This window comes from Kribbella pratensis, assembly GCF_004366075.1.
Taxonomy (GTDB): Bacteria; Actinomycetota; Actinomycetes; order Propionibacteriales; family Kribbellaceae; genus Kribbella; species Kribbella pratensis.
The window spans coordinates 667,421-687,346 of the sequence record NZ_SODU01000003.1 but is presented as its reverse complement, the minus strand read 5'-3'; the positions used below and the strand labels follow the sequence as shown (position 1 = coordinate 687,346).

The following is a 19,926-nucleotide window of genomic DNA, read 5'->3' as shown; positions in this document are numbered from 1 at the left end:
ATCAAGACTCTTGACATCAAGACAAGTCGGAGGGCTAGAGTATCTCGACGTCAAGATAAATCATCTGAGAGGGGCAGCCCGATGCGCACGTCACCGGTGTGGAGTCCAGAGCAGTACGGCACGTACGCCGACGAGCGTGCCCGGCCGTTCCGGGACCTGGTCGAGCGGGTCCGGGCGACCGACGTACGGACCGTGGTCGACCTCGGCTGCGGACCGGGCACGTTGACCGCGACGCTGCGTCAGGTCTGGCCGGAGGCCGTGATCCGCGGGATCGACAGCTCGCCGCAGATGCTCGAGGCGGCCGCGCAGTACGCCGACGACCACCTGAGCTTCGAGCTCGGTGACGTCCGCGAGTGGAGCGTCGAGCCCGGTTCGCTGGATGTGATCGTCACGAACGCGACGCTGCAGTGGGTCCCGGAGCAGCTCGACCTGCTGCCCGGGTTCGTCCGGGCGCTGCGGCCGGGCGGGTGGTTGGCGATCCAGATCCCGGGCAACGGTGATGCTCCGTCGCACGCGATCCTGCGAGAGCTGGCCGGCCGCGAGCCGTACGCGGAGTACGCGAGGGACACGTCGTTGCGTCCCGACGTACCTGGTCCGGCCGAGTACGTCGACGCGCTCAGCGCGGAAGGTTGCGTGGTGGACGCGTGGGAGACGACGTACTTCCACCTGCTGTCGGGCGACAACGCCGTACTGGAGTGGGTGAAGGGGACCGGCGCGCGGCCGGTGCTGCAGTCGCTGCCGGACGACGTACGTCCGAAGTTCGAGGCGGAGTACGGCGCTCGGCTGGCGGAGGCGTATCCGCAGCGGGAGTACGGGACGCTGCTTCCGTTCCGGCGGATCTTCGCGGTTGCGCACAAGAAGGGATGACCATGCGGCTCGATCACGTGCAGGTGTCTTGTCCGCCCGGTGGTGAGGACGTGGCGCGGGCGTTCTATCGCGATGCGCTCGGGATGACCGAGGTGGAGAAGCCGGAGCTGCTCAAGCCGCGCGGCGGGTGCTGGTTCAAGGCCGGTGCTGCGGAGATCCACGTCGGCGTGGAGCAGAACTTCACGCCCGCGAAGAAGGCGCATCCCGCGCTGGCCGTCGACAACATGGACGCGTTGGCTTCCCGGCTGGCAGATCTGGGTTTCCCGGTGACCTGGGACAACGACACAATCCCGGGCCGCCGCCGCTTCCACACCGCCGACGGCCACGGGAACCGGGTGGAGATCGTGTAAGGAAGCGGCCCGCCCGGCCCCCTCAAGCTGGGCGAGCCGCTGGCTTATTCGGTCGCCAGTGCGCCGGCTGGTGCGACCTTGGCCGCGCGGCGGGCGGGTAGCACCGAGGCGAGCAGGCCTGCGACGGCGGCGACGGCGGCGATGGTGATCAGCAGGGTCCCGGGTACGGCGTACTCCACGCCGCCCTCGACCGTCTGGCCGCCCATCAGCGCGCTCGTCCCGGTCCAGCCGTAGATCAGACCGAGCGCGATCCCGAGACCGGCCGCGACCAGTGCCATCAGCAACGACTCGACCGCGAGCATCCCGCGCAACTGGCGGCGGGACAGCCCCATCGCCCGGAGCAGCGCGTTCTCCCGGGTCCGCTCCAGCACCGACAGGCTGAGCGTGTTACCGACCCCGACCAGTGCGATCAGCACCGAGACCCCGAGCAGACCGATGCCGACGATCAGCAGTACGTCGAAGACCTTGGTGTAGCTGGTCCGCTCGGCCAAGCCGCCCTGCACGGACAGATCCTTGACGGTCGGGATCGACTGCTCGACGGCGTCGACCACGTCGGCGCCGTCCGCCTTCGGGTCCGACGCCAGCCAGAACCCGGTCACGGGCGCGCTCGGCACCAGCTTCGCGAGATCGGCCGAGGTCGCGGTGATCGGGTCGACCCCGATCGCCAGCCGGGCGGTCAGCGTGACCTTGTGCTGCCCGGACACGATCGTCACCGGCGAGCCGTCCTCGAGCTTCAGCTGCTGCATCACCGGGTAGGTGACCAACGCCGTACCCGGCTTCAGCTTCTCGCTCAGCGCCGCGTTGTGGATCACCGAGCGCGCCTTGCCCGCGTCGATACCGGTCACGTCGATCTCTTCGCCGCCGGCCTTCACGGTCACCGTGCTGATCGGGACGACCTGGGTGATGCCCTTGATGTCGCGGAGCTGCTGCTCGGCGCTCGCCGGCATCTTCTCCTTGTACGTCGTCACCATCAGATCGACCGGGTACTGGCCGTCCATCGATACATCAAACGTTTTCCGTACCGAGGCGATCCCGACGCAGGTGAGGCTGATCAGGGTCACGCCGATGAGCAGTGCCGACGTGGTGGCAGCCGTACGCCGGGGGTTGCGGACCGCGTTCGCGACGGCGATCCGGGCGGGTACGCCGCCACTGCGGGCGGGGAGTGCGCCGATCACGCGGATCAGTGCCGGGACGAGCAGCGCGCCGACCGCGAGGATGCCCATGAACGAGATGGTGCCGCCCACGACACCGATCAGCACCTGGTGCTGCTTGGCCCCGACCGCCAGCAGTAGGCCGCCGCCGGCGAGGAGCAGGAAGCCCAGGACCAACCGCAGTACGCCGGCCTTGGTCGTGGCCGCCGGAGCCACCTCGGGACGAAGCGCTGCCAACGGCGCTACCTTGGTTGCCCGCCGGGCGGGTACAACGGCTGCCAGGAGCGTGACTGCGACACCTATGACCAGCGGCAGGAACAGCGACACCAGGTCCAGGTGCAGTGGTACGGGCGGAATACCCCAGTCGAACTCGCGGGACAGCGCCAGGCCCAGCGCGGACAGGGCGACACCGAAGACGACACCGATCGCGGACGCGATCACGCCGACCACGGTGGCCTCGGCGAGGACAGACGAGAAGACCTGCCGGCGGGAGGCGCCCACGCAGCGCAGCAGCGCCATCTCGCGGGTGCGCTGGGCGATCACGATCGTGAAGGTGTTGCCGATCACCAGGCAGGCCACGAACAACGCGATCAAGGCGAACATCCCGAACACGCCGCCGAGGACGTCGATACCGTGGGTCAGACCCTCCACCTCGTGCTGGATGAACGCCTCACCGGTGAAGACGGTCAGACCGCTCGCCACGACGGCCTGCGCGGCGTCGGTCAGTTGCTGCTGGCTGACGCCGGGCTTCGCGGCCAAGGCGACTCCCCGGGTGAATGCGCCCGGGTCGAAGATCTTCACCGCGGCCGGAGTCGCGACCGCGGAAGCGCTTCCGACGTACTTCGAGTCGTCCACCAGTCCGACGACGGTGACGGTCCACGACTTGTCGTCGTACGAGCTGATCCGCAAGCTCTGGCCGACGCCGATCTTGTGCTTGGCTGCGATCCGTGCCGGGAGGGCAATCTCGTTCGTTGCGGTCGGCAACCGTCCGGACGAGGTGCCGGGGCCGGCGATCTGCGCCGTGCTGTAGAGCGCGTCGATCGGGACCGTGGTACCGCGGACGAGGTCGGGGAACGCGAAATCCATGTACGCGGTCGTCAGTGTGACGACCGCTGCGGCCTGCGGCAGTTTCTGCACCTTGGCGATGTCGGCGGGGGAGATGGTCGCGTTGTCCGGGTAGACGACGGCGTCAACGCCCTTGTACTGCGCGCCGATCGTCTCGTCGACGCCGTGCGACGCGGACGCGTGCACGATCATCGCGAGCGAGCCGAAGCCGACCCCGAGGACGATCGCCAGACAGGCGGCGACCAAGCGGCCCATGTGGGCGCGCAGCGAGGAGAGGAGCGAACGTCGCACGTCAGGCCCCCAGCTGACGCAGCGCGTCGAGAACGCTCTCCGGGGTCGGCTCCCGCAGCTCGCCGGCCAGCTTGCCGTCGGCAAGCATCACGACGCGGTCGGCGTACGACGCCGCGAGCGGGTCGTGCGTCACCATCACCACGGTCTGGCCGAACTCGCGGACCGAGCGGCGCAGGAAGCCGAGCACCTCGGCGCCGGACCGCGAGTCCAGGTTGCCGGTCGGCTCGTCGGCGAACACGACCTCCGGCCGGCCGACCAGGGCCCGCGCCACCGCGACCCGCTGCTGCTGGCCGCCGGACAGCTCCGACGGGCGGTGCGTGAGCCGGTCGCCGAGCCCGAGGACCTCGATCAGCGTGCTCAGCCACTGCTGGTCCGGCTTGCGGTTGCCGAGCTCGAGTGGGAGCAGGATGTTGTCGTTCGCCGACAGCATCGGGAGCAGGTTGAACGACTGGAACACGAAGCCGACCCGGTCCCGGCGGATCTTGGTCAGCTCCGCGTCCGGCAGCCGGGTCAGCTCGGTCTCGCCGAGCAGCACCTGACCCTCGGTCGGGGTGTCCAGCCCGGCGAGGCAGTGCATCAGCGTCGACTTGCCGGACCCCGACGGGCCCATGATCGCGGTGAACTGGCCGACCCCGAAGTCGACCGAGACCCCGTCGAGCGCGGCGACCGCGGTGTCGCCCTGTCCGTACACCTTGCGCAGCTCGTGCGCCCGGATCGCGGTCCGCGGCTCCCCGTCCTGCGGCAACCGCCCGGCCGCAAGCTCTCCGGTCTGCAAGCTCATGTCACTCCTCAACTCAACTGAACGTTGGTGAAGAAGTTAGTCAGCGCGCGGCGGGATCTCGTCGGACCGGAGACTGCAGTATGCGTACGACCTGGGTATTACTTGGTCGGGCGGACGAGCCCGGTCTCGTACCCCAGGACGACGAGGGCGACCCGGTCCCGCAGGCCGGTCTTGGCCAGGATCCGCCCGATATGGGTCTTGACCGTTGCCTCGGACAACGTGAAGAGCCTGGCGATCTCGGTGTTCGACAGGCCGCGGGCGACCTCGACGAGCACCTCGCGCTCGCGGGCCGTCAGGTCGGCAAGGTCCGGTCGCTCGGTCTGCTCGTCGGGCAGGGCGCCGGCGAAGTGCTCCAGGAGACGTCTCGTCGTACTGGGGGAGACGACGGCGTCGCCGGAGTGCACCTGCCGGATCGCGTTCAGCAGGTCGGCGGGCGGGGTGTTCTTGAGCAGGAAGCCGGACGCGCCGGCCTTGATCGCGGCGAACGCGTACTCGTCCAGGTCGAACGTGGTCAGCACGATCACTCTTGGTGCCTCGGGCAACGACTGCAGCCGGCGGGTGGCCTCGACGCCGTCCAGCCGCGGCATCCGGACGTCCATCAGAACCACGTCGCACGCGGTCACCTGGATCTTCTCGAGCGCCTCACCGCCGTCGCCCGCCTGGCCGACCACCCGCATGTCGGCCTGCGAGTCCACGAGCATCGTGAAGCCCGCTCTGACGAGTTCCTGATCGTCCACGAGGAACACCCGGATCACGTCGTCTTCCATTACTCTCCAGTCGGCAGGTTGTACGGCAGTCTGGCGATCACCTCGTAACCACCGCCCGCCTTCGGTCCGGCGCTTACCGTACCGCCCGAGACCGAGGCGCGTTGCCGCATCCCGACCAGGCCGTGACCCGGGTCCGAGCTCGGCGCGACGCCGGCGCCGCGGCCGTCGTCGGTGACCACCACGGTCAGCATCTCGCGCCCGAAGTCCAGGCTGACGGAGGTGCGTGCCCCCGGCCCGGCGTGTTTCAGCGTGTTCGTCAGCCCCTCCTGCACGATCCGGTACGCCGTCAGCCCGAGCAGGGCCGGGAGATCGCGGGGTTCGCCGGTGACCTCGTAGCTGACGCTGAGACCGGCTTCCCGGACGTTCTCGATCAGCTCGGGCAGGCTGGAGACGCCGGGCTGCGGGCGGGGCTGGTTCGGGTCGAGCTCGTTCTGCTCGTCCTGCTTGAGCAGGCCGAGCATCTTGCGCATCTCGGTCAGGCTCGCGCGGCCGGTGTCGCCGATCGTGGCGAGGGCCTTCTTCGCCGCCTCGGGCGACTGGTCCGCGGCGTACAGCCCACCGTCGGCCTGGACGATCATGATCGACAGGCCGTGCGCCACCACGTCGTGGATCTCGCGGGCGATCCGGGTCCGTTCGTTGCTCACGGCCAATTTCGCCTCGCGGTCGCGGTCCCTTTCGAGCTGGGCGGCCCGCTCCTCGAGCTGAGCGACGTACAGGCCGCGGGTACGGCGACGCTCGCCGAACGCCCAGACGCCGAAGACTAGCGCGCCGAGCGCGACCATCATCGTGACCTGCTGCTTCCAGTCCGAGTTCGCCCAGTACCGCGAGGTCGCCATCAGGACGCCTAGACCGCCGATACCCAGCGCGATCCGGCTCAGCCGTACGTCGCCGTACACGGAGATGGCGTACAACGCGACCAGCAGGCCGACGTTGCCGGGCATCAGCTCGATGCCGATGAGCCACTGCAGGACGGCGACCGAGCAGACCGCGAAGAAGACCAGTTCGGGGTGGGTGCGGCGCCAGATCAGCGGGATCAGCATGCCGAACGCGAGGATGCCGCCCAGGTGCGCCTGGGCGAGCGACAGGAAGCCGAAGATCATGCAGAGGCCGCCGGCCAGCAGCAGGTCGAACGCCCTGCTCCGGGCAGGCAGCGGCCGCGCGGTCAACATCCCCGTCATGCTGGCCAGGGTACGGGGCCCGGACTTGGCGGGGGTCATTCCACAGTCGGATGTCGGCGTACGACCAGAGGCTGTTACTTGTGCGGGCGGGTCGCGAGAACCGGCTTGACCTCGAGGCCGGACAGGCCGTTCCAGGCGAGGTTGACCAGGTGCGCGGCGACGTCCTGCTTCTTCGGTTTGCGGGCGTCCAGCCACCACTGGCCGGTGAGCGCGACCATGCCCACCAGCATCTGCGCGTACATCGGGGCGTTCTTCGGCTCCAGCCCGCGGCGCTTGAACTCCTCGGCCAGGATGTGCTCGACCCGGGTCGCGACATCGCTGAGGATCGAGATGAACGAGCCGGTGGCCGACCCGACCGGCGAGTCGCGGACCAGGATCCGGAACCCGTCGGAGTTGTTCTCGATGTAGTCGAGCAGCGCGAGCGCCGCCTGCTCGACGAGTTCGTGCGCCCGGCCGGCCGTCAGCGCGCCGGTGACGCCGTCGAGCAACGCCCGTACCTCGCGGTCGACGACGACGGCGTACAGGCCTTCCTTGCCGCCGAAGTGCTCGTACACCACCGGCTTGGAGACCTCGGCACGATGTGCGATCTCCTCGACCGAGGTCGCCTCGTAGCCCTTCTGTGCGAACAGGCCGCGGGCGATGGTGATGAGCTGCTCGCGACGTTCGGCACTGGTCATCCGGATCCGGCCGGACCGCCGCGGTTTGGGTTCCGTCACGTCGTGATCACGTCAGCATCATGCCGCACTTCGGGTATTGCGGGTGGGAGTTTTACGGTCACGCAGCCTTGAGCGTACGGGGCGAAGAGTCCACACGACGGGCCTCCAGCCGCTCCTTGACCGGCCAGCGGACGTCGGACGCCCAGCCCTGCTTCTCGAAGAACCAGATGCAGCGGGCGGACGTGTCGAGCTGTCCCTTGAGTACGCCGTGCCGCGCGCAGGTCGGGTCGGAGTGGTGCAGGTTGTGCCACGACTCGCCCTGGCTCAGGATCGCCAGCCACCACACGTTGCCGGACTTGTCGCGGCTCTTGAACGGCCGGTCGCCGATCGTGTGGCAGATCGAGTTGATCGACCAGGTGACGTGGTGCAGCAGCGCGATCCGGACCAGGCTGGCCCAGAAGAACGCGGTCAGCGCGCCGGTCCACGACCAGGACCAGAGGCCGCCGATGACGGCGGGCGCGAGGAGGCTTACAGCCACCAGCATCGGGAACATCCGGGACACCCTGACGACGTCCTTGTCCTTCAGCAGATCCGGCGCGTACTGCCGCTGCGGGGTCTGCTCGGTGTCGAACAGCCAGCCGACATGCGCGTGGAAGAAGCCCTTGGTGAGCGCGCCCAGCGTGTTCCCGTACTTCCAGGGGCTGTGCGGGTCGCCGTCGCGGTCGGAGAACTTGTGGTGCTTGCGGTGATCGGCCACCCAGCGGATCACCGGGCCCTCGATCGCCAGCGAGCCGGCGATCGCGAGGGCATACTTGAGCGGGCGGTTCGGCTTGAAGGACTTGTGCGTGAACAACCGGTGGAAGCCGATCGAGATCCCGTGACCGGCGATCGTGTAGAACACCACCGCGAGTACGACGTCCCGCCAGCCGAGGAGCCCGCCCCACGCGATCGGCACCGCCGCCAGCACCGCCAGGAACGGGACGCCGATGAACAGCGCCAGCGCGACCTGCTCCCAGAGCTTCTTCTGCTCACCGCCGAGCGTTCCGGTGTTCACGTCCTCGTCGACCGGCACGGTACGGGTGGGCGCATCCGGGGTGGCAACGGCGGGTGGAGTCATATCGGTCAATCCCTCAGCTCAGCGTGTCCTTACCTACGCCACCGTAACCTACGGGACCGTAGGTAAGGAACCCCTGAGCGTGTCATCCACCCCACTCATGGCAAACTGTCCCGGCAACCACGATCCCCCGTGGGGTAATCGGCAGCCCGCGAGACTTTGAATCTCGAAGACCAGGATCGAAACCTGGCGGGGGAGCTAGTACGTACGGCGTATGCCCGCCAGATGGTGGGCTGAGGTGGATGTAGCAACCCGACGCGGTGCTCCTCCGTCGCCGTGCTACGCGCCGCCCCCACCCACCCGGCGCTCAACGCGCCATTTAGCGCTTCGCGCGCGACCGCCTGGTACTGGTGCCGACTCGTGAACCAAGCGCCGAACCACCCGCGACCGCCAACTACGCCGCTCCCGGGATTCTTTGGCCCTCGAGCAGTGCAACTGGGGCGTTTTCTATTCGGACGAGTGCCGGGCCTGGTTCAGGTTCGATTGGTGTGGGCCTGCGAGCCAGTCCTGTGACAGGCGGGGGTCGGGTGGGTCTTCTCCTTGGCGTAGTGCGTTGATGTAGGCGCGGTCGGCGTTCAGGCGGGCTGCCACTTCGGGACCCTTGGCGACTGCGCCGTGGCCGGGGATCAGGATGTTGACGTCGCGGGCGGCCTCGGCGAGGCGGTCGAGTGCTGTTTCGTAGGCGCTGACCTGGTCGGGGCGGCGGGCGTCGAGGAGCGGGATCAGGACGTCGGAGAGCATGTCGCCGGCGATCAGGACGCCGCGGTCGGCGAGGAGTACGGCGGCGTGGCCGATGGCATGCGCCTGATGCTCGACGATCTCGCCCGGTATGGGTCCCCCGTCCGCGGGCAGTGGGGTTAGGAGTCCGATCAGCTCGAGCGGGACGCCCTCCGCGCTCTCCGCCGCCATCGCCTGCGCCCGCTCGCGCGCTTCAGCGGCAACCGTCGTACAGCCGAGCGTGGCGTACCGCGGCACGTCGCCGTACCGGGAATGCCAGAGCAGGTGATCCCAGTGCGGATGCGTCGAGAACCCGGCGATCACCGGAACCCCGAGCCGGTCCACGTCATCGGCGAGCTCGCTCAGATCGGCCCCGTCGATCCCGGGATCGACCAGCACCAACCCGCCCTCCCCACGCACCACAACGGCATTGCTCCAAACCCACTCGCTCTGCCGCACCCAAACGCCGTCAGCCACCTCAGTCAACATCCGCTCACTGTGTCAGCTGTCCCCACCCAGATCTACTGGTCGTGGGATGACTGGTGTCGTGCGGGTGGTTGTGGCCGGCGATGGGCCCAGATGACGGCGGCCGTCCAGGTCAGAAACGCCAGTACGACGCCGACCGCACCGCCGGCTCCTGGTACGTCGAGAAGGCTCCCGAGGACGGCGCCCATCGCGCCCAGGGGCAGCACCGCCGCCCACAGCAGTGCGAACGCATCGCCACCCGTACCGAGATCGCGTAGCCGCTTGTCGAGCGGACGGCGGCCTCCCATCAGCAGCACGATCTGCGCGCTGATCACCACCGCGACCACCAGCCCAAGCACCAACGGAACGGTCCCCACAACCCCAGTGTGCAGACCAACAGGCTGACAGGTTGTTTTACCGGTGGCGTGTTGTAGGTCGGCAGCGGGCCTCCCCGAACCCGCACCACACCCGGCCAACGCAACCAGCAGACACCTGACTGCAGCTCAGGTCAGGGGCTTCTTGTAGAAGGTGGCGGAGTCTTCGTAGTCGAGGGCCAGGTAGAACGGGCCTGCTCGGCGGCTGGCTAGGGCGAGGTAGGCGGCGTCTTTCGACTTGGCCCATTGCTCGGCGTGTTCCATCAGCAGGCGGCCTATTCCGGACTTTCGCAGGGTTTCGTCGACCATGACTTCCTCGACCCAGGCGACGGGACCATTGGCGAGGAACGTGAGGTGACTGTTGGCCAGCAGGTAGCCGACGATTCCAGCGTCAGTGGTCTCGGCAACCAGTAGCAGGGTGTCGGGTACGTCGACCAGCTGCTTCCAGGTCGCGTCGAACGCGGACCGTTCGGGAGTGAACGAGGTGGCGAACGCCTTGGCGAGCGGCCAGACGTGCTCGCCGTCTTCGAGACGGGCTGGACGGATGACCACCGATGGATCAGGCACTCAGTCTCCTGTAGGTAGGTCGGTCAGTAGTTTGCCGAGTTGTGGTGGGAAAACTGTGTCGATGGTCTCGATCAGTTCCAGCGCGGTCCACCAACGGAACCCGAGGATCGTGGTGGTTTCGTACTCGCTCAGCTGTGCCGGTGCGGGCGTGAAGTGCGCGACGCGGTGCAGGAGCCATTCCTCGTGTACGTCGACGGTCTCGCCGTTGAACTCGTACGTGTGATCCCGCGTCCACACGTGGATCCCGGTCGGCAGATCGCGCAGACCGGTCTCCTCGTACGCCTCGCGCGCGGCGGCGGCCTGCAGGGACTCGTCTGCCTCGACGCCGCCGCCGACCGGATACCAGCATTCCGCCAGGGTCTTCGGGTCCTTGGCGTGGATGAGGAGCACGCGATCCTCCTCGTCCAGCAGCAGAAGCTTGACCGCGAGCCTCACCATCAGAGGCTGACCCAGCGCCGGTACTTGTCCAGGTCGACGTTGCTGCCGCACACGATCGTGAACACCTGTCGTCCGGCGAAGCGGTCGCGGTCTTCGAGGATCGCCGCGATGCCGAGCGCGGCCGACGGTTCGACGACGAGGCCGGCGTGGTCGAGCAACATGCGCAGGCCGGTGACGATCGACGATTCCTGAACGAGTACGGCGTCATCGGCGACGACGAGGAGGTCGTCGAGGACCTCCGGGATGGGGATGCGGCCCGCGACGCCGTCGGCGATCGTGTTCGTCGCGTCGGTGGTGACGACGCGACGCTGATGCCAGGAGTGCGTCAACGCCGGTGCGCCGAACGGCTGAACGCAGATCACCTCGGCCGCGGGCGTGAGCGTCTTCAGCACGTACCCCACCCCCGTCGCCAATGCGCCGCCGCCGAGCGCGATCAGCACCGCGGGGCGATCGCCCGGTTCGATCCGCGGCGCCAGTTCGAGTCCGATGGTTGCCGCGCCTTCGCACGTCTCGAGGTCCAGGCTGTCCTCGAGCAGCCGAATCCCGTCGTACTGCGCGATTGCGGCAGCCCGTTCGCGAGCGAGTTCGTGGTCGCCGTCGACGAGTTCGAGTTTGGCGCCGAGCGCGCGGATCCGGTCGAGTTTGGTCGTGGTCGCGAACCGTGAAGCGACGACCGTGACGTCGAGATCGCGGTCGCGGCTCGACCAGGCGACAGCTTGGCCGAGGTTGCCGGCGCTCGCGCACACCACGGCTCGTGAGTCGCTGTGGGCGAGTTGACTTGCGACGACCTCGGTGCCTCGGCCTTTGAAGCTGCGTACCGGGTTGGCCGTTTCGAGCTTGATGTCGATCGCGCAGCCGAGCAGCGGTTCCAGCGCTTCGCAGCGATACAAGGGACTGTCGAGGAACACCGGATCGATGACCTCATGGGCCGCGCGAATCCGATCCATGTCGAGCCGCGTCGCCTGCACGACCCGCAGCTTACGCAATCGCGCGGATGGATGGTCTGTGAACACCCGCCGGGGTAATACTTGTTCACCGCCCGCCCAGACCCCGCTGATGTCAGGCCAAGGCAGGCAGCCAGGGGTGGTTGGGGTGGCGGGGGGCGATGTGGTCGTGGAGCCAGGCGCGGCGGGTCGGATCCAGGTTGGCGGCGACGTCGTTGAAGTCGTCGGTGTCCTTCGGGCGGTCGCTGCGGGACTTGAACAGGAGCACGAGTTCCGGCGCGAGGTACGGGATGCCGTCGGTGGTCGTGAGCGTGATCTCGTCGAGCGGTTTGCGGATGGTGCCGCGGCCGCGGTGGTAGATCCAGTCGTCGCCGTCGGACGCAGCGAGGATGATGCGGACCGGGGCCGCGAACAGGTCGTCGGGGAACGCCAGTACATCGGGGCCTGGCTTCAACGTCTCGCCTGGTTCCCAAGGGCGTTGGTCGCCGGTGTTCGGGTTCTCGACCGTGGGACGCGGGTCGGTGAACGTGGCGGCGACCAGGTCGAGGTCGCGGGCCAGGACGAGTACGTCGACGTCGGTGTGCGGACGCCGTACCCGATCGGCGAACAGGTCGAGCGCCCACCCGCCGGCGATCCAGTAGCGGCCGGGGTAGGCGGCGAACAACGCCCGTACGGCGTTCAATACTTCGAGATGCATCGGGGACTCCCTCGCATGAGGTCGGATGCGGTGAGCCCCGGTGAGAGTCAGAGCCGCCAGAAGAAGATCCGAGGCGGCACCGCGCAGGAAACGCGCACAGCAACCACCTCCTCCTCGCCCTGACACTCAGCGCACGATCGTAGCGACGCCACGAGAGTCGAGCACGTGCTTTTCAGCCGTCCAGGAAGTCCCGGATGTGTTGTGCCCAGACTTCGGGTCGTTCGAAGTGGCACATGTGGGCGGTGTCGGGGATGACGGCCAGTTGGCTGGGGACGGCTTCGTGGAGGCGGTGGGCCAATTGGACGGGGAAGCCCATGTCCTTCTCGCCGTGCAGGATGAGGATGGGTTTCGCGAAGGCTCGGAGGATCTGTTCGGGATCGGCGGTGATCCACGGGTGCATGAGGCCGTTCATCGCGCGTTCGTACGACCAGTCGCCCTGGTCGGTGTCGAGGGATTCGAGCAGTTGCAGGTACGCCGGTGCGCGGGCGAGGTCCCACACGAAGATCGTCGAGTTGCGCAGGGCACCGTTCGCCTCGTCCTCGACCCGTTGGCGGCGCTGGTACTCGTCCCAGTCCACGAGGTAGGCAGCAGCCTCCGCGGACGAGTACGCCGATGTCGACGCGAGCACCAACCGCCGTACCTGTTCCGGATGCTTGTGCACGAACTCCATCGCCGCCCGCCCACCCGTCGAGAACCCGACAAGGTCGACCGCCCCGAGCCCGAGTCTCTCGATCAGCCGATGCGTGTCCTGTACGACGTACTCAGGCTGCAGATCGTCGTCGGGCAGCCCCCTGCTGCTCCGCCCGCACCCGCGGAAGTCGAACATCACCACGTGGTGATCCCGGGCCAACGGCTCGAACCCGGGCACCAGGTACCCGTGCCCGACATCGGGCCCGCCGTGCAGCACCACCACAGAAGGCCGATCGCTCCGCCGCCCGAGCTCCCGGACGAACAGCGTGACGCCTCCGACATCCACCAGCGAATCACCCATAGCACAAGGATTCCAGGCCCTTCCGACAATACTGGTGCGATGGCGGAACTGGAGAAGTCGACCTGGACGGCGGCCGACTTCGAGGTGATGGGCTGGCACGACTGCCGCGTGCACGCGGTGAGCATCGGCGTCCGCGAGGACGGGTTTCCCTGGCAGCGCGTACTGCTCGATCTCGACTACATCGTCCGGTGGGTGGATCCGGCGTTCGCGCAGCGGCACTTCACGTTCTGGATCGCGCCGTCGACCTTGGTCTTCGACGAGGCGTGGGACGTCTTGGGCGAGCTCGAGCCGGCGAACGACCTGCTCGAGATCGCCGACCTGCACCGGCTCGACCCACCCGACGACCGCCCGGACCCGCTGTGGCACCTCGAGGGCCACAACTTCGACCTCCGCCTCCGAGCACCCGGCTTCACGCAGTACGTCCGCACACCACCCGTCCACAGCAAGTCGCAGTACCTGACCCACCCCGAACGCGGCGGCCTCAGCTTCGCCGAACGCTCGTACGGTTGAGCCGCTCCTCGACTTCGGCCTCCTGACCATGCCCGGCGACCCGGTCTTCGACGCGGCCGCCAGCTGCGCCTACTCCCTGATCATCGCCAACGCCCACGACGAAGACCCCTACAACCGCGACACCGACGTCCCACTGACTGCGAAGCTCTTCAACAGTCCTCGGGTCGCGGCGTTGCTCAGCCGATGACGCAGAAGACCGTTCCGTCGGGGGCTTTCAGGACGACGAAGTCGGCGTCCGGCGGGTAGGTCCAGTCTTCTACCCGTTCAGCGCCGAGGGCGATGAGGCGGTCTACCTCGGCTTCCGCGGTTGAGGTTTCTTTGTCCACCCAGAGGTCGAGATGGGTACGGTCGGTGCTGTCCAGGTGAACTCTGGTGGCCGGGGTGCCGGGTGCTGGGGCGAGGAAATCCCCGTTGTCTGGATCGGGAGTGAGGTCGAGGGCCTGGCGCCAGAAGTCGGCGGCAGGGCCGGTGTCCGGGACGTTCAGGATGACTGCTCCGAGTCTGAGGGCCATGCCTCCCAGGCTTGCAGAAATGGAGGCGTAACGCAGCAGAAGATCACTGAGAGTTACCGACCTCACCGTCTGCTGTCCCGGCGGGGGTGACATCGATCTCGCAGTCCCCGTGCGAGTGGGTATCCGATAAGCAAGTAGGCTTGCGCGGGCGCTGCTTGGGGTGCCCATGCTGATACTTGTCGAAAGAACTCGCAGGGAACTCGAGGAGAAGACCGCGTGACTTCCCATCGCCCCGCGGCGGTCGTCATCATGGCCGCCGGTCTGGGCACCCGGATGAAATCGTCGACCCCGAAGGTGTTGCACGAGATCGGCGGGCGCAGTCTCGTCGGGCACGCCGTGCTGACCGCCCGGGCGCTCAGCCCCGAACACCTCGTGGTCGTGGTCGGCAACGGCCGCGAACTGGTCGAGGAACATCTCAAGGTCGTCGACCCGGAGGCCCGCACCGCCGTCCAGGAGCAGCAGCTGGGCACCGGCGACGCGGTCCGCGCCGGGCTGACCGCCGTACCGGCCGACTTCGACGGCTCGGTGATCGTGACGTCTGGCGACGTCCCGCTGCTCGAGGCGGAGACGCTGCACGACCTGGTCGCCGAGCACGACAAGCACGGCAACGCGGTCACCGTCCTGACCGCGCGGGTCCCCGACCCGACCGGGTACGGGCGGATCGTGCAGGGCGCGGACGGCACGGTCGCGGCGATCGTCGAGCACAAGGACGCCACCCCCGAGCAGCGGGCGATCGACGAGATCAACGCCGGCATCTACGTCTTCGACGCGGCCACCCTGCGGGACGGTCTCAGCCGGCTCACCACCGACAACGCCCAGGGCGAGCTCTACCTGACCGACGTGATCAGCATCGCCCGGACCGACGGCAAGCGGGTCGGCTCGCATGTCACCGGCGACGCGATGCAGACCGAGGGCGTCAACGACCGGCTCCAGCTCGCCACGCTCCGCGCCGAGCTGAACCGCCGTACCCTCGTTCGCCTGATGCGCGAGGGCGTCACGATCGTCGACCCGAACACGACCTGGGTCGACCAGACCGTCGAGGTCGCCCGGGACGTCACCCTGCTGCCGAACACCCAGCTGCACGGCGCCACCACGGTCGGCAGCGGTACGACGATCGGCCCGGACACCACGCTGACGGACGTGGAGATCGGCGAGAACGCGACGATCATCCGGACGCACGGAACGCTCGCGGTGATCGGGGACGGCGCGTCGGTCGGCCCGTTCGCGTACCTGCGCCCGGGCACCAAGCTCGGCGTGAAGGGCAAGATCGGCACCTTCGTGGAGACCAAGAACTCGACCATCGGCGACGGCGCCAAGGTCCCGCACCTGACGTACGCCGGCGACGCCACGATCGGTGAGGGCACGAACATCGGCGCCGGCACGATCTTCGCGAACTACGACGGCCTCAAGAAGTACCCGACGCACATCGGCAAGCACTCGTTCATCGGCAGCCACTCGGTGATCGTGGCCCCGCGGACGATCGCGGACGGCGCATACCTGGCGGCCGGTACGGCGCTCACCGAGGACGTCGGCCCGGGCGAGATCGCGGTCGCACGCGGCCGGCAACGCAACATCAAGGGCTGGGTCGCCCGCAAGCGGCCCGGCACCAAGACCGCCGCGGCGGCCGAGGCGGCACTCGCCGACCAGCAGCCGGTGGACCAGCCGGACGAGCAGGCCTGAGCGGTACAGGATCAACGGGAGGCGCGGGCGATGAGCGGGATGAAACGAACCACCGAGAAGAACCTGATGGTTTTCTCCGGCCGGGCGCATCCCGGTCTCGCCGAGGAGGTGGCCACCGAGCTCGGGTCCGGCCTGGTCCCGACCCAGGCGTACGACTTCGCCAACGGCGAGATCTACGTCCGGTTCGAGGAGTCGGTCCGGGGCAGTGACGCGTTCGTGATCCAGAGTCACACCTCGCCGATCAACGAGTGGATCATGGAGCAGCTGATCATGGTCGACGCGCTGAAGCGGGCGTCGGCCAAGCGGATCACCGTGGTGCTCCCGTTCTACGGGTACGCGCGGCAGGACAAGAAGCACCGCGGCCGGGAGCCGATCTCGGCCCGGCTGATGGCCGACCTGTTCAAGACCGCGGGCGCGAACCGGCTGATCTGCGTGGACCTGCACACCTCGCAGATCCAGGGCTTCTTCGACGGCCCGGTCGACCACCTGATGGCACTGCCGATCCTGAGCGACTACGTGCGGCAGAAGTACGGCGACCAGCAACTGGCCGTGGTGTCGCCGGACGCCGGCCGGATCAAGGTGGCCGAGCAGTGGTCGGCGCGGCTGAACAACGCGCCGCTGGCCTTCATCCACAAGACCCGCGACATCGACCGACCGAACGAGACGGTCGCGAACCGGGTCGTCGGTGAGGTCAAGGGCCGGGTCTGCATCCTGGTCGACGACATGATCGACACCGCCGGCACCATCACCAAGGCGGCCGACGCGCTGTACGCCGAGGGCGCCGCGGGCGTGGTCATCGCCGCGACGCACGCGATCCTGTCCGGCCCCGCGGTGGACCGGCTGAAGAACTGCCAGGCCAGCGAGGTGATCGTCACCAACACGCTGCCGATCGCCGAGGAGCGCCGCTTCGACAAGCTCACCGAACTGTCGATCGCGCCGCTGATCAGCCGAGCCATCCGCGAGGTCTTCGAGGACGGCTCGGTGACCAGCCTCTTCGACGGCCGCGCCTAACTTTCGGCGGCGGCCCGGCGCCACGCGTAGTACGCGATGGCGATCCCGCCGGCCGCCATCGGGATCTGCACGGCCAGCCCGATCCACCCGTTCCCCGGGACCACGAAGCTGATCACGACGAACAGCACCAGCAGCGGAACCCAGCGCGGTACGGCGTGCGACCGCCACAACCCGACCACCTGGATCACTGTTCCGAGGGCGACCACCAGCGCGCCGGCGAGCAGCGGACCGAACAGGTGCAGCAGGTCGTCGTTCGCGTTGTCGATCACCGCGCCGCCGGTCGTGGCATCGACCCCGGTGGCGACGTAGTACGTCGCTGCGAGCACGCCGACACCGACCGCCTGGAACGCGATCCCGATCCACATCAGAAAGCCGCCGGTCGTGGCCCAGGCCGCACCGCGCTCGCGGACGAGGTAGGTGGTGAGGAAGGCCTGAGCCGGTACGCCGAGGAGCGCGCTCACGCTCAGGACGACCAGCAGGCCCCACCAGCGGTCCCGCAGCGGCTGGATGTCGGCATACGAGTAGGTCTCGCCGCCGCCGGACGGTTCGGGCCAGAGCACGCCGCCAGGCGTCGCGATGACGTTGCTGATGGTGAGTACGAGGCCGATCGCGCCGATGCGCCGGCGGGTGACAGGATCGGCAGGTACGACGTTCGGCCGGACAGTTGTGGTGGACATCGGGACCCCTCCCGCGAGTAATTCGGACAGCTCCAGCGAACGTCCTCAGGGCCGGTCGGCACATCGCAGGGAGCACGGACCCGGATCTCCGTGCCAGCTCGGAGTCGATCCGGCCGAAACCGGCCTTACCCTGACGACATGCGGTGGCCGCGGTGGGTCGCGCTCGGTTCCTTCCTGCTGGCTTTGACGCTGGTAGCGGGAAGCTCCTGGCTGCTGGTCGCGTACCGCACCGGCCCGCACACGCTGCGGAACTTCATCGGCCTGGCCGCGATCGGAACCGCGATCGCGGCAATCGGGCTCGCGGTCACCCGCCGGCAGCCGGCCAACCCGGTCGGGGCGATCCTCGGCTGGATCGGCGCGATCGCCGTGTTCCTGACCGCGCGCGATGTCTACTACAACGCCGTCGTACACGATCCGGGGCGCTTGCCACTCGACAGCCGGGTGGTCGCCTGGCTCGACGAAAGCGGCTGGTGGCTGCTGGTCGCGGTCGCGTTCCTGCTGCTCTACTTCCCGACGGGTCAGCTGGTGAGTCGTCGGTGGCGAGCGGTTCCCCTGGCGCTGCTGGTGCTCGGCGTAGGCCAGCAGGCCTTCGGTGCGTTCGCCTCGGAACCGTTCCTGTCGCCACTCCAGGATGTGCCTCGGCCGTACCTCCCGCTGTCCGGCGTCCTTGCCGTGCTGAGCGAGGTCGTGTTCTTCGGATTCCTGGCGCTCTGTCTCACCGCGGTCGTTCCCGTGGCGATCCGGTACCGCGGCTCGACCGGCGCAGTCCGTGCGCAGCTGAAATGGCTGCTGCTCGCGGGCCTGGCCGCCGTCGTCTACCCGCTCGTGTGCCTGGCCGAGATCCTGGTCACCGGTCGCAGCGGCATCGTGGCAACCGCCTTCGGGATCCTCGCACTGGTGTCCATCCCGGCCTCCGTCGCCGTGGCCATGCTCCGGCACGATCTGTACGACGTCGACCGGGTGCTGGCTGACACCGTCAGCTACAGCATCGTGATGGTCGTCCTGCTGGGCACGTACGCCGTCGCAGCCGTCTCACTCGGATTGGTACTGGGGCGCGACTCGGCCCTGGTCGCCGCCGCAGCGACTGCCGTCTGCGCGTTGATCCTGGCGCCGTTGCGAACCCGGCTGCAGCGCGCAGTCGATCGGCGGCTCTACCCGCCGCGACGGGCTGCCCTGCTGGCGATCGAGGATCTGCAGCGGCGGATCCACACCGAGCAGGCCCAGCCGGAGGACCTCGAGTCCGCGTTGCGGGGCGCGCTTCGCGATCCGGCTCTTCGCGTCGGTCTGCTGGTCCCGGGCGCGTCCGGCTTCGTCGACGCAGCAGGTGCACCGGTGGCCGGGCCGCGGCTGGTCCCGGTGCTGTTGGGCGGCGAGCAGATCGGCGTACTCGCATCCGGCACGACGTCTCCCGCCGTACTGAAGGCTGTGGCCGCCGCGGCGGCCAGTCTGGTGGAGGTGACCCGGTTGCGCGCGGAGCTGGCCGGTGCATTGCGCGAGGTGGCCGCGAGCCGCGCGCGGCTGGTGCAGGCCGGTGACGAGGAGCGGCGGCGGCTGGAGCGTGATCTGCACGACGGCGCGCAGCAGCGGCTGGTCGCGTTGGGTATGGCGCTACGGCTTGCTCAGCGGCATCTGGACGACGGGACGGTCGACGTGAACGGGCTGCTCGACCAAGGCGTCGCCGAGCTCGGTACGGCGGTCGCCGAGTTGCGGCAGATCGCCCACGGCCTGCGCCCGACCAGCCTGGACGACGGGCTGCACGCCGCGTTGAGCGCGATCACCCAGTCGCTGCCGATACCGGTCCAGTTGCAGATCCCGGCCGATCTTCCCGACGAGTTGGCGACGACGGCGTACTTCGTGGCCGCCGAGGCGGTGACGAACGCGGCGAAGTACGCCAATGCCACGTCGATCGTGGTCCGGGTGGCGCGGTCGGCCGATGCGATGCGGGTCCGGATCGAGGACGACGGGTGCGGGGGAGCCGTACCGCGGCCGGGTTCCGGCCTGAGCGGACTGCTGGATCGGGTTGCGGCGGTCGGCGGTGCGCTGGAGCTGAGGAGTCCGGCCGGCCGCGGTACGACGGTGGAGGCGGTGCTGCCGTGCGAATCGTGATCGGCGAGGACTCGGCG

Annotated in this window: 21 protein-coding genes, 1 tRNA gene and 1 pseudogene; 8 read left to right on the top strand and 15 right to left on the bottom strand. The window is 68.5% G+C overall.

Annotated features, from left to right (window positions below):
* Nucleotides 1-81: 81 nt before the first annotated feature.
* Nucleotides 82-867 carry a methyltransferase domain-containing protein gene (locus EV137_RS27395; RefSeq protein WP_134131322.1) on the top strand — a complete coding sequence of 262 codons (786 nt, stop codon included), beginning with the start codon at nucleotides 82-84 and terminating at the stop codon, nucleotides 865-867.
* Nucleotides 868-869: 2 nt separating this feature from the next.
* Nucleotides 870-1,217: a VOC family protein gene (locus EV137_RS27390; RefSeq protein WP_202871169.1), complete on the top strand. Its 348-nt coding sequence runs from the start codon at nucleotides 870-872 to the stop codon at nucleotides 1,215-1,217.
* Nucleotides 1,218-1,261: 44 nt separating this feature from the next.
* On the opposite strand, the gene EV137_RS27385 is transcribed toward EV137_RS27390, so the two are convergent.
* From EV137_RS27385 to EV137_RS27360, 6 genes are all read right to left on the bottom strand, one after another.
* A complete protein-coding gene (locus EV137_RS27385; protein WP_134131320.1) occupies nucleotides 1,262-3,724 on the bottom strand; it encodes an ABC transporter permease in 2,463 nt (820 codons plus the stop codon).
* A 1-nt stretch (nucleotide 3,725) separates the two neighbouring features.
* A complete protein-coding gene (locus EV137_RS27380; RefSeq protein WP_134131319.1) occupies nucleotides 3,726-4,505 on the bottom strand; it encodes an ABC transporter ATP-binding protein in 780 nt (259 codons plus the stop codon).
* 98 nt (nucleotides 4,506-4,603) lie between these two features.
* Nucleotides 4,604-5,272 (bottom strand): response regulator, encoded by a 669-nt coding sequence (locus EV137_RS27375; RefSeq protein WP_134131318.1) that lies wholly within the window; start codon nucleotides 5,270-5,272, stop codon nucleotides 4,604-4,606.
* Nucleotides 5,272-6,450, bottom strand: a complete 1,179-nt coding sequence (locus EV137_RS27370; protein ID WP_238175585.1) for a sensor histidine kinase — start codon at nucleotides 6,448-6,450, stop codon at nucleotides 5,272-5,274. The genes EV137_RS27375 and EV137_RS27370 overlap by 1 nt, the downstream gene beginning before the upstream one ends.
* A gap of 74 nt (nucleotides 6,451-6,524) precedes the next feature.
* Nucleotides 6,525-7,166 carry a TetR/AcrR family transcriptional regulator gene (locus EV137_RS27365; protein WP_133782853.1) on the bottom strand — a complete coding sequence of 214 codons (642 nt, stop codon included), beginning with the start codon at nucleotides 7,164-7,166 and terminating at the stop codon, nucleotides 6,525-6,527.
* A 58-nt stretch (nucleotides 7,167-7,224) separates the two neighbouring features.
* Complete coding sequence (locus EV137_RS27360) at nucleotides 7,225-8,223, bottom strand: acyl-CoA desaturase (protein WP_134131316.1); 999 nt, start codon at nucleotides 8,221-8,223, stop codon at nucleotides 7,225-7,227.
* 123 nt (nucleotides 8,224-8,346) lie between these two features.
* Between EV137_RS27360 and EV137_RS40765 the strand changes: the two genes are divergently transcribed.
* Nucleotides 8,347-8,418, top strand: a tRNA-Gln gene (locus tag EV137_RS40765).
* A 249-nt stretch (nucleotides 8,419-8,667) separates the two neighbouring features.
* On the opposite strand, the gene EV137_RS27355 is transcribed toward EV137_RS40765, so the two are convergent.
* From EV137_RS27355 to EV137_RS27325, 7 genes and pseudogenes are all read right to left on the bottom strand, one after another.
* Complete coding sequence (locus EV137_RS27355) at nucleotides 8,668-9,426, bottom strand: MBL fold metallo-hydrolase (RefSeq protein ID WP_134131315.1); 759 nt, start codon at nucleotides 9,424-9,426, stop codon at nucleotides 8,668-8,670.
* Nucleotides 9,427-9,458: 32 nt separating this feature from the next.
* On the bottom strand, nucleotides 9,459-9,779 hold the full coding sequence (locus EV137_RS27350; protein WP_134131314.1) for a hypothetical protein: 321 nt from the start codon (nucleotides 9,777-9,779) through the stop codon (nucleotides 9,459-9,461).
* 126 nt (nucleotides 9,780-9,905) lie between these two features.
* A complete protein-coding gene (locus EV137_RS27345; protein ID WP_134131313.1) occupies nucleotides 9,906-10,343 on the bottom strand; it encodes a GNAT family N-acetyltransferase in 438 nt (145 codons plus the stop codon).
* The gene (locus EV137_RS27340; RefSeq protein WP_134131312.1) at nucleotides 10,344-10,781 is read right to left on the bottom strand and encodes an NUDIX domain-containing protein; all 438 of its coding nucleotides are present in this window, start codon (nucleotides 10,779-10,781) and stop codon (nucleotides 10,344-10,346) included.
* A complete protein-coding gene (locus EV137_RS27335) occupies nucleotides 10,781-11,749 on the bottom strand; it encodes a threonine ammonia-lyase (protein WP_134131311.1) in 969 nt (322 codons plus the stop codon). Before EV137_RS27335 ends, EV137_RS27340 begins: the two co-directional genes overlap by 1 nt.
* 511 nt (nucleotides 11,750-12,260) lie before the next feature.
* Nucleotides 12,261-12,422: pseudogene (locus EV137_RS42075) on the bottom strand (nucleotidyltransferase domain-containing protein); the annotation flags it as partial.
* Between the two features lie 172 nt (nucleotides 12,423-12,594).
* A complete protein-coding gene (locus tag EV137_RS27325) occupies nucleotides 12,595-13,413 on the bottom strand; it encodes an alpha/beta fold hydrolase (RefSeq protein ID WP_134131309.1) in 819 nt (272 codons plus the stop codon).
* A 39-nt stretch (nucleotides 13,414-13,452) separates the two neighbouring features.
* Here EV137_RS27325 and EV137_RS27320 point away from each other — a divergent pair, with 39 nt between their 5' ends.
* A complete protein-coding gene (locus EV137_RS27320; RefSeq protein WP_134131308.1) occupies nucleotides 13,453-13,923 on the top strand; it encodes a hypothetical protein in 471 nt (156 codons plus the stop codon).
* A 28-nt stretch (nucleotides 13,924-13,951) separates the two neighbouring features.
* Complete coding sequence (locus tag EV137_RS40760) at nucleotides 13,952-14,110, top strand: hypothetical protein (RefSeq protein ID WP_166680029.1); 159 nt, start codon at nucleotides 13,952-13,954, stop codon at nucleotides 14,108-14,110.
* Here EV137_RS40760 and EV137_RS27315 read toward each other — a convergent pair.
* Entirely contained in the window at nucleotides 14,100-14,435 is a 336-nt protein-coding gene (locus EV137_RS27315; RefSeq protein WP_134131307.1) for a VOC family protein, read from the bottom strand. The genes EV137_RS40760 and EV137_RS27315 overlap by 11 nt on opposite strands.
* 216 nt (nucleotides 14,436-14,651) lie before the next feature.
* Between EV137_RS27315 and glmU the strand changes: the two genes are divergently transcribed.
* A complete protein-coding gene (gene glmU, locus EV137_RS27310) occupies nucleotides 14,652-16,115 on the top strand; it encodes a bifunctional UDP-N-acetylglucosamine diphosphorylase/glucosamine-1-phosphate N-acetyltransferase GlmU (RefSeq protein WP_134131306.1) in 1,464 nt (487 codons plus the stop codon).
* A 30-nt stretch (nucleotides 16,116-16,145) separates the two neighbouring features.
* A complete protein-coding gene (locus EV137_RS27305; protein ID WP_130384252.1) occupies nucleotides 16,146-17,126 on the top strand; it encodes a ribose-phosphate diphosphokinase in 981 nt (326 codons plus the stop codon).
* On the opposite strand, the gene EV137_RS27300 is transcribed toward EV137_RS27305, so the two are convergent.
* On the bottom strand, nucleotides 17,123-17,803 hold the full coding sequence (locus EV137_RS27300; RefSeq protein WP_134006432.1) for a hypothetical protein: 681 nt from the start codon (nucleotides 17,801-17,803) through the stop codon (nucleotides 17,123-17,125). The genes EV137_RS27305 and EV137_RS27300 overlap by 4 nt on opposite strands.
* A gap of 138 nt (nucleotides 17,804-17,941) precedes the next feature.
* Here EV137_RS27300 and EV137_RS27295 point away from each other — a divergent pair, with 138 nt between their 5' ends.
* Nucleotides 17,942-19,909 (top strand): sensor histidine kinase, encoded by a 1,968-nt coding sequence (locus EV137_RS27295; RefSeq protein ID WP_134131305.1) that lies wholly within the window; start codon nucleotides 17,942-17,944, stop codon nucleotides 19,907-19,909.
* Nucleotides 19,910-19,926: the final 17 nt, after the last annotated feature.